This is a genomic window from Psychrilyobacter piezotolerans (assembly GCF_003391055.1).
In the GTDB taxonomy this organism is placed as follows: domain Bacteria; phylum Fusobacteriota; class Fusobacteriia; order Fusobacteriales; family Fusobacteriaceae; genus Psychrilyobacter; species Psychrilyobacter piezotolerans.
This window is the reverse complement of record NZ_QUAJ01000033.1, coordinates 18,527-27,036: the sequence shown is the minus strand read 5'-3', so window position 1 is coordinate 27,036 and position 8,510 is coordinate 18,527. Positions and strand designations below refer to the sequence as shown.

Genomic DNA, 8,510 nt, shown 5'->3' with positions numbered 1-8,510 from the left:
AAGTTAAATTTGTGATAAGATGATCATGGATAATTTTATTGACTTACTAATTGTAAGTGAATTGAAATAACATTTTTAAATTGAATGCTTGTGAAAAAATGAGGAATTTGTTACAAAGATAATTTTAGAAGTTTGTGTTTAATGTGGGGTCGGAGGTTAATAAATTTCAAGTTTTGAAATCTGTGTAATCTGCGACAAAGAAAGGTCTAAGGATTCCATCCTTAATACGGGTCTGTTTCGATTCACGATTATCAAAATTAAATGTAACTAAATTTAATTTTAAATGTGATTGAAACAAGAAATAGACGAAAGAAAGTCAAGAAGGTTTATAATTGTCTTAGTGAGTAGGTCACAATCGTCATTGTAGAAACACTACGGCTGAAGTTGAACGACTATAAACTTCATTTTAAAACCAAGAAAAGTAATTTTCTTAGTGTTGAATAATCTGAGAAAATCTGTGTAATTTGTGACAAAAAAATATTTAGAAGACTTCTATGTAATAGGCTATAAAGGTTTATATATTTAAATTTCTTTATTTGAGTATGAAAAATTTTAATAATCATGAATCCTAAAATTTAATACTCGTATATCATTAGTATAAAATTGGTGGCAAAAATAGGTTCTAAAGATTCCATCCTTAACTGTGATCATTTCGATTCACGATTATTAAAATTAAATGTAACTAAATTTAATTTTAAATGTGATTGAAACAAGAAATAGACGAAAGAAAGTCAAGAAGGTTCTAACTCTTCCTTTTTATGGTTTCTCTCAAATCAGAGAAACCGAAGCTAAAATATTGTTGTCTAGTAAGTCACAATCGTCATTGTAGGAACAGTACAGCTGAAGCATAACGACTATAAACTTCATTTTAAAACCTGAATAAGTAGAGTAACATCTAGAAAAAGAAATTAAATTAAAAAGAAAGAACGCGAATGCGATGCATACACGGATAGAAGCTCTAATGATCGCAGATCTTTAAAGCGAAAAAAAAGAATTATCTGTGTAAATTATAGTTTTTCAGTGTATCTCAAAGAGATCCGTGTGCTATGAATTACACTAAAAACTTCATTTAAAATCAAAAGAATAATAATCAGTGATAATCTATATAGATCTGCGTCATCTGCGTTCTATAGACTAGTGTAAATTGGTGTCAAAAAAGGAAAGAAGAAATTAGGGGGAGAGAGATGTTAAAAAACGCTGTGAGAAGAAATACCATAAAAATATTATTGGATATAATACTGCTCAGTTCTGCCTTTATATTTTCTTTTATGATAAGGTTTGAAGGGGAATGGACAAAATATTTCAGGATAAGATATGTTGCCCATTTTCTGATTATCTACATTGTTTTAAACTTTATCTTAAAAATAAATAAAAAAAGCTGGAGATATACAGATTCACTGGATGTATTCAATATTATCTGTGTAGTTGTCATGTCTAATATGATCCATGCCCTGGGAGTAGTATTATTTTCTTTGAGTAAGTTTCCTATAAGTATGTTTGCACTTTTCATAGTGTTTGAAATATCATTTTTACTGATCGGGAGGTTTACATTCAGACTGAGAAGGACCCTGGAGAGTATCAGAAAAAATAAAAGGTGCATAGGTGTAAAAAAAAGAGCTTTAATGATTGGAGCGGGGGAAGCAGGGGAAGGTTTACTCCGTGAAAGCGTTAAGAATCCTAGTTTCAAACTGGACATAGTTGGATTGATAGATGATGATCCCAGGAAAAAAAACATGATCCTTCACACCAAGAGGGTATTGGGAAACAGGTTTGATCTCCCGAGACTGATAGATGAATATGATGTATGTGAAGTCATAATAGCCATTCCCTCTATGAGGGGGAAGGAGATAAAAGAACTCTATAAACTGATAGATGTAAATAAAACAGCAATAAAGGTACTGCCCAGCTACGATGCGATATTGGAAGGCAGTTCATTTATAAATCAAATCAGAGATGTAAAGGTAGAAGATCTCCTGGGCCGGGAAATAATAGAGGTAAACAGCAGGAATATAGCTCTGGGGATAGAGGGAAAGGTTATATTCATAACCGGGGGAGCCGGATCCATAGGCTCGGAGCTCTCCAGACAGATAATTAGGTATAACCCCAGGAAAATAATAAATATAGATGTGAATGAAAATGCAATATATTTTTTGGAGTTGGAATTAAAGAGAAAATATAAAAATGTAGAGATCATAAGTGAGATTGGAAATATAAGGGAATACGAGAAGATGGAATGTCTATTCCGGAAATATAAACCGGAGATAGTATTTCATGCAGCAGCCCACAAACACGTGCCTCTCATGGAGCACAACCCGGAAGAAGCTGTAAAAAATAATATCTTCGGAACTAAAAATATAATAGATCTGTCTGATATCTATGGTGCAGAGAGATTTATCCTGGTATCTACAGATAAGGCTGTAAATCCTACCAATATTATGGGAGCTACCAAAAGAGCTGCGGAAATCCTGGTAGAGGAAAAAAATAAAAAAAGCAGTACAAAGTTTGTGGCAACAAGATTCGGAAATGTACTGGGGAGCAATGGAAGTGTAATTCCGTTATTTAAAAAGCTGATAGAGGAAAAGAAAAATATAACTGTGACCCATCCGGAGATTACAAGATATTTCATGACCATACCGGAAGCAGCCAGCCTGGTGATAGAAGCCGGGACAATGGCAGATGGAGGAGAAGTATTTATCCTGGATATGGGAGAACCTGTAAAGATAATGGATCTGGCTAAAAATCTTATAAAATTATCCGGGCTGACATTGGGAGAGGATATAGATATAGAAATAACAGGTCTTAGACCTGGAGAAAAACTATATGAAGAGCTGCTCTATGATGTAAATAGTGCAGAAAAGACAGAAAATAAAAAGATCTTCATAGGTAAGCTGCATGATGATGAAGAGGTAAAGAATCTGGTCTATTTAAAAGAGTTAGAAGAAATACTGAAAGTTCATGAGTACGGGAAACTTAAAGAGATTATGAAGAAACTGGTAGTTACTTTCAGGGAGCCGGAAGAAGTGAATAATATGGTGAAACCCTCTTCCTCCTATGTCTCTCCCTCAAAGGGAGAAACCGAGGTTAGAATGGAAGAACAAAACTTAGTTACTAATTTAGGCTAAACTAAGGAATACTTGGAGCCTGTGTTAGGAGTTGTTGGGAGCTAGAGAGAGAATAGAGAAAACAATTGATAATTGACAATGAAAAGAAGTTTTCTTAAGTCGCAGATTACGCAGATAGAAGACGATTAAAGATTAACTAAAAAAACTTTGGACACAGAGATACACTGAGGGAAAAAGAGCGCGATCACAGAGAAAGAATTAAAATTTTGGTTAAAACCAAGAATAAAGCTAAAAAAACTGGAACGCGAATGTCTATGACATACACGGAAAAAACTCTGAAAATTAAAGATTTTAGTTTTTCTTTGTGAGCTTACTGTAAGGGATTTGGTTCTAGAAATCTGAAATAATCTGTGTAATCTGCGACAAAAATAGGTTCTAAGGATTCCATCCTTAACGGGGATACTTTTTCTCTGCAGCTAGAAATAAGTATCCAAAAAGAGCCGGAAGTTTATATGTTGTCTTGGTGAGTAAGTCACAATCGTCATTGTAGGAACAGTACAGCTGAAGTGTAACGACTATAAACTTCAGATTGAAGATCTTAATCAAAAAATAAAAGATTAAATCTGTGTAGATTAGAGTTTTTCAGTGTATCTCGAAGAGATCCGTGTGCTATGAATTATACTAAAAACTTCCATGTAATAGCAGAAAAAGTACATAGATTAGTGTAGATTGGTGGCAAAAAACAGATTTTACCCGCAAGGGGCATCACCAATATATCTACTCGATAAAGAGTATCACCAAAGTATCTAGAAATTTACTATGTAAATTAAGAACTATGAGATAAATTTTACTCTCGTAAACTAAGAATATTGCGATAGTCGGTATCAAAATGGGTTTTTCTAAAAGGGAATTATTAGGGATAAAAAGAGAAATAAAAATAAAAAATACTAGTTACTGGTAACAGGTTACTAGTTTTAGGCAGAAAGAGAAAAAATAATGATAAAAAAATATAAAAAAGGAAGGATAATAAATGAAAATATGTTTTGGAATAAAAAGAATTATAGATATTATGATATCACTATTAGGAATAATAATATTATCACCATTACTTTTAATTACAATAATTGCGATTAAATTAGAATCAAAAGGACCTGTAATATTTAAGCAAAAACGTTTAGGAAAAAATGGAAGAGTATTTGAAATTTATAAATTTCGTTCAATGTGTGTAGGAGCTGAAAAGGGTGGTGTCTATAGTTCTAAAGGTGATGCACGTGTAACTAAGGTAGGTAGCTTTATAAGAGCAACAAGTATAGATGAATTTCCACAATTTATTAATATAATAAAAGGAGATATGTCATTGATAGGACCTAGACCAACCTTAACTTATCATCCATGGAAATTAGAAGAATATTCAGAAAAACAAAAAAGACGTTTTCATGTAAGACCAGGAGTTACTGGGTGGGCTCAAATTAATGGTAGAAAAGAAGTTGAATGGAATAGAAGAATCGAATATGACGTAGAATATGTAGATAATTTTTCTCTTATGTTCGATATGAAAATTTTTATAGAAACGATTTTTAAAGTGTTAAAGATGGAAAATAATTTCAATAATGGAGCGACAAGTAGAAGTAAATAAAAGGGGATGACTGATGAGTTTAAAATTAATGTACATAACTAATAATGCTGAAGTAGCTAAATTGGCTGAAAAATCAGGAGTAGATAAAATATTTATAGATCTAGAAATTAATGGAAAAGAAGATAGACAGGGACATTTAGATACTGTAATCTCTCGTCATCATATAGATGATGTAAAAATAATTAAAAATGTTTTAAATGAGTCAAAATTATTAGTTAGAGTAAATCCAATTTATGAGGGGTCGAAGATAGAAATCGATAGAGTAGTAAAAGATGGTGCCGATATTGTAATGCTACCATTTTTTAAGACTAAAAATGAAGTGGAAAAATTTGTAAAGTATGTTGATAATAGAGCTAAGGTATGTTTATTATGTGAAACACCAGAAGCAGTAGAAAATATGAACGAAATTTTAGAAATACAAGGGATTCATTCGATACATATAGGTCTGAATGATTTACATTTAGGTTATGGAATGAAATTTATGTTTGAGCCATTAGTAAATGGAGTTGTAGAAGATCTTTGTAATAAATTTAGTGAAAAGGGAATCCAATATGGTTTTGGAGGAATAGCAAGATTAGGAGAAGGAACACTTCCAGCAGAAAGGATTGTAACAGAACATTATAGATTGAAATCAAAAATGGTTATTCTTTCAAGAAGTTTTTATAAACAAAATGATGATCTTAATCATGATGAAATGTTTAAAATATTTGATACAGAAATCAAAAAGATAAGAAATCATGAAAAAACTTTAGTTCTACAAGAAAATGATTTTTTTCAAGATAATAAATTAAAAGTGAAAAAAATAGTAAAAGAAATAGTGAGATAGGGGGAATAATGTTTTTTTTTATAACTTTTTTAAGGGCTTTTGGAGCTATGATAATAACTAATGCTCATTATACAACTATTTATCCATACCCTATTTTAGCAAGTGGAGGATTATTAGGAGATGTAATATTCTTTGCAGTTTCTGGATATTGTATTTCACAGATAAAGGATAATTTTCTTAAATGGTATAAGGGACGAGTTATAAGAGTTTATACACCGGTTTATATTATAACCGCTATATATTTAGTTTTAGGATTTTATAATTTAAAAAGATGGAATATGCTGGAGTAGTTTATTTATCCAACTTACTATCATTTTGTAGCATCTTTAATGGTGATTTATATACCTTTATACTTTATTATAAAAAATAAAAAATAATATTATAAAAATTATTGGGATATCTTTAATGGTTCAAATACTAATATACGTTTTTTATTATGATTATAGTTATTACCATATCGATACAGTTAGAGAACCAATGATAAGATTTTTATTTTTTAATTCTATGTTGATAGGATTATATTTTAAACAGAATCATCAAAACTTTTTAAATAAAACTAAAATGATAGATTGGATAATAACTTTAATTATGGGAATATCTTATTTTCTTTCTAAACTTTTATTTTCAAGAGTAGAAGAAATTAGTTCGTATCAAATACTAAATCAAATAATATTGTTTATCTTTCTTTATTATATATTTAAATCATTTTTAGGAATAGAAGAAAAATTAAATAGAATTCCTTTATTAATTAAAAAAATCATAAATTTTTTAGCTAGTATTACATTAGAGATATATTTAGTTCAATATATAATAATTCCCAAATTAAGTTATTTTATATTTCCACTAAACTGGGTAATAGTTTCAATAACTATATTAATATCTGCATTTATTTTAAATAGAATTTCTAATAGATGTATCCACTTTATTAAAATAAGAGGTGAAAAATATGAAAATACTTCTAACAGGAGCATTTAAATACGAAGAACAACAATTACAAAAAATAAAATCTTTAGGATATGACATTATTTTTATACAGGATGAACGATTACCTTTAAAAATAGATGTCAGCGAAATAGATATTGTAGTGTGTAATGGATTATTTCTTTATAATGATATAACAAAATTTAAAAATTTAAAATTCATACAACTTACAAGTGCAGGAATGGATAGGGTTCCCTTAGATTATATTAAAAAACACAATATAAAAATAGAAACTGCTAGAGGAGTATATAGTACTCCGATGGCGGAATGGGTAATATTGAAAATATTGGAAATATATAAAAAAAGTGATGAATTTTATAAAAGTCAAGCTAAAAAAGAATGGAAAAAACAAAGAGAATTATTAGAGCTTACAGATAAAACAGCCTCAATTATTGGATTTGGAAATGTAGGGAATGAAATAGCAAAAAGACTAAAAGCATTTGATGTAAATGTAGTCGCAGTAGATATCAGAGACCTAGATGTATCGAAAGAAGCATTTATAGATGAAGCTTATAAAATTCAAGAGATAGATAAGGCACTTATTAAAAGTGATATTATTATTTTAACTTTACCGCTTACAGAAGAAACTAAGCACTTAATTAATAAAAAAAGACTTCGGTTAATGAAAAATAGTAGTATTTTAATAAATGTTTCTCGTGGTGGAGTAATAGATGAAGAGTTACTAATTGAAGGTTTAAAATCTAAACAAATTATGAGTGCTGCATTAGATGTTTTTGTAGAAGAACCTTTATCAAAAGAAAATGAATTATGGAATTTAGAAAATATTATAATTACACCTCACAATTCTTTTGTTTCAGATAAAGTCAGTGAAAGATTATTTAAAGTGATAATACAAAATTTAGAAGGATGTTTATAAGAAGGAGTAAAAAATGAAAATTATAGTGATTTCACCAAAAAATAAGACCCTTTTTAACTTCAGAGGGGACTTAATTAAAGAAATGGTTGCAAAAGGTCATGAAGTAGTAGCTCTTGGACCAAATAAAGATTTTATGGAAGATATATTAAAATTAGGCATAAAATTTAGAGAAGTACCTTTTTCTAAAGATAATACAAGCATAAAAGGTGACTTCCAATATTATCTAAATTTGAAAAAAGTTATTAAAGAAGAAAAACCAGAACTAGTTTTTAGTTATAATATAAAACCTGTAATATATAGCAGTTTGGCTGCCTATCACAGTGGAGTGAGAAAGATATATCCTATGATTGCAGGAGCAGGAAGAATATATGGTTCAGATTCTCTAAAAATAAAAATGATTAGGAGTATAACAGGGGTTTTATACAAAACTGCTTTTAAATGTTGTAACAAGGTTATCTTCCAAAATACAGATGATTTAGAAGAATTTGTAGGACGTAAATATTTAGCTAAGAGTAAGACAGTTCATGTCAACGGGTCTGGAGTTAATATGGAAAGGTTTAAAGCTGTTAAGTTACCAGAAGAACCTATTTTTTTAATGATTTCAAGAATAATTAAAGAAAAAGGAATATTTGAATATTTAGAAGCGGCTAAAAAGGTTAAGAAAGAATATCCAGAAGCAAGATTTATTTTATTAGGAGGATATGATACTTCTTTAGGTGCGATTCAGCCTGAAGAATTACAACCTTATATAGATAAAGGGATAATTGAGTTTCCAGGAGAAGTAAAAAATGTAGTTCCAATACTAGAAAGTGCGAGAGTATTTGTATTACCAACTTATTATAGAGAAGGTCTTCCAAGAACTATATTAGAATCTATGTCTATGGGGAAACCTATCATAACAACGGATTGGAACGGTTGTAGAGATGCAGTTAAAGATAAGGTAAATGGATTTTTAGTAAACCCTAAATGTAGCAGGGAATTGGCTGAGAAGATGAAGGATATGTTAAATAATCCTAAGAAGACTTTAGAGATGGGTCATAAAAGTTTAGAAATATGTAGTGAAAAATATGATGTTAATATTGTTAACAAGCATATGCTTGAAATTATGGGGATTCAATAAAAGGAGGA

Annotated in this window: 6 protein-coding genes; all 6 read left to right on the top strand. The window is 29.8% G+C overall.

Annotated features, from left to right (window positions below; translation table 11 throughout):
- Positions 1 to 1,184: 1,184 nt before the first annotated feature.
- The 6 genes from DYH56_RS13685 (at position 1,185) to DYH56_RS13655 (ending at position 8,502) form a co-directional block, all read left to right on the top strand.
- Positions 1,185 to 3,122 (top strand): polysaccharide biosynthesis protein, encoded by a 1,938-nt coding sequence (locus DYH56_RS13685; protein WP_114643439.1) that lies wholly within the window; start codon positions 1,185 to 1,187, stop codon positions 3,120 to 3,122.
- A gap of 970 nt (positions 3,123 to 4,092) precedes the next feature.
- On the top strand, positions 4,093 to 4,698 hold the full coding sequence (locus DYH56_RS13680; protein WP_114643438.1) for a sugar transferase: 606 nt from the start codon (positions 4,093 to 4,095) through the stop codon (positions 4,696 to 4,698).
- A 13-nt stretch (positions 4,699 to 4,711) separates the two neighbouring features.
- Complete coding sequence (locus tag DYH56_RS13675) at positions 4,712 to 5,524, top strand: aldolase/citrate lyase family protein (protein WP_114643437.1); 813 nt, start codon at positions 4,712 to 4,714, stop codon at positions 5,522 to 5,524.
- A gap of 8 nt (positions 5,525 to 5,532) precedes the next feature.
- Positions 5,533 to 5,814, top strand: coding sequence for a hypothetical protein (locus DYH56_RS13670; protein WP_114643436.1), 282 nt, complete (start codon positions 5,533 to 5,535; stop codon positions 5,812 to 5,814).
- A gap of 656 nt (positions 5,815 to 6,470) precedes the next feature.
- Positions 6,471 to 7,382, top strand: coding sequence for an NAD(P)-dependent oxidoreductase (locus DYH56_RS13660; protein WP_114643434.1), 912 nt, complete (start codon positions 6,471 to 6,473; stop codon positions 7,380 to 7,382).
- Between the two features lie 13 nt (positions 7,383 to 7,395).
- Entirely contained in the window at positions 7,396 to 8,502 is a 1,107-nt protein-coding gene (locus tag DYH56_RS13655) for a glycosyltransferase family 4 protein (RefSeq protein WP_114643433.1), read from the top strand.
- The last annotated feature ends 8 nt before the right edge of the window (positions 8,503 to 8,510 follow it).

What these genes read in the sequence shown, in the direction of transcription:
- DYH56_RS13655 (WP_114643433.1), top strand. Translation starts at nt 7,396, where the DNA reads ATGAAAATTATAGTGATTTCACCAAAAAATAAGACCCTTTTTAACTTC.
- DYH56_RS13680 (WP_114643438.1), top strand. Translation starts at nt 4,093, where the DNA reads ATGAAAATATGTTTTGGAATAAAAAGAATTATAGATATTATGATATCA.
- DYH56_RS13670 (WP_114643436.1), top strand. Translation starts at nt 5,533, where the DNA reads ATGTTTTTTTTTATAACTTTTTTAAGGGCTTTTGGAGCTATGATAATA.
- DYH56_RS13660 (WP_114643434.1), top strand. Translation starts at nt 6,471, where the DNA reads ATGAAAATACTTCTAACAGGAGCATTTAAATACGAAGAACAACAATTA.
- DYH56_RS13685 (WP_114643439.1), top strand. Translation starts at nt 1,185, where the DNA reads ATGTTAAAAAACGCTGTGAGAAGAAATACCATAAAAATATTATTGGAT.
- DYH56_RS13675 (WP_114643437.1), top strand. Translation starts at nt 4,712, where the DNA reads ATGAGTTTAAAATTAATGTACATAACTAATAATGCTGAAGTAGCTAAA.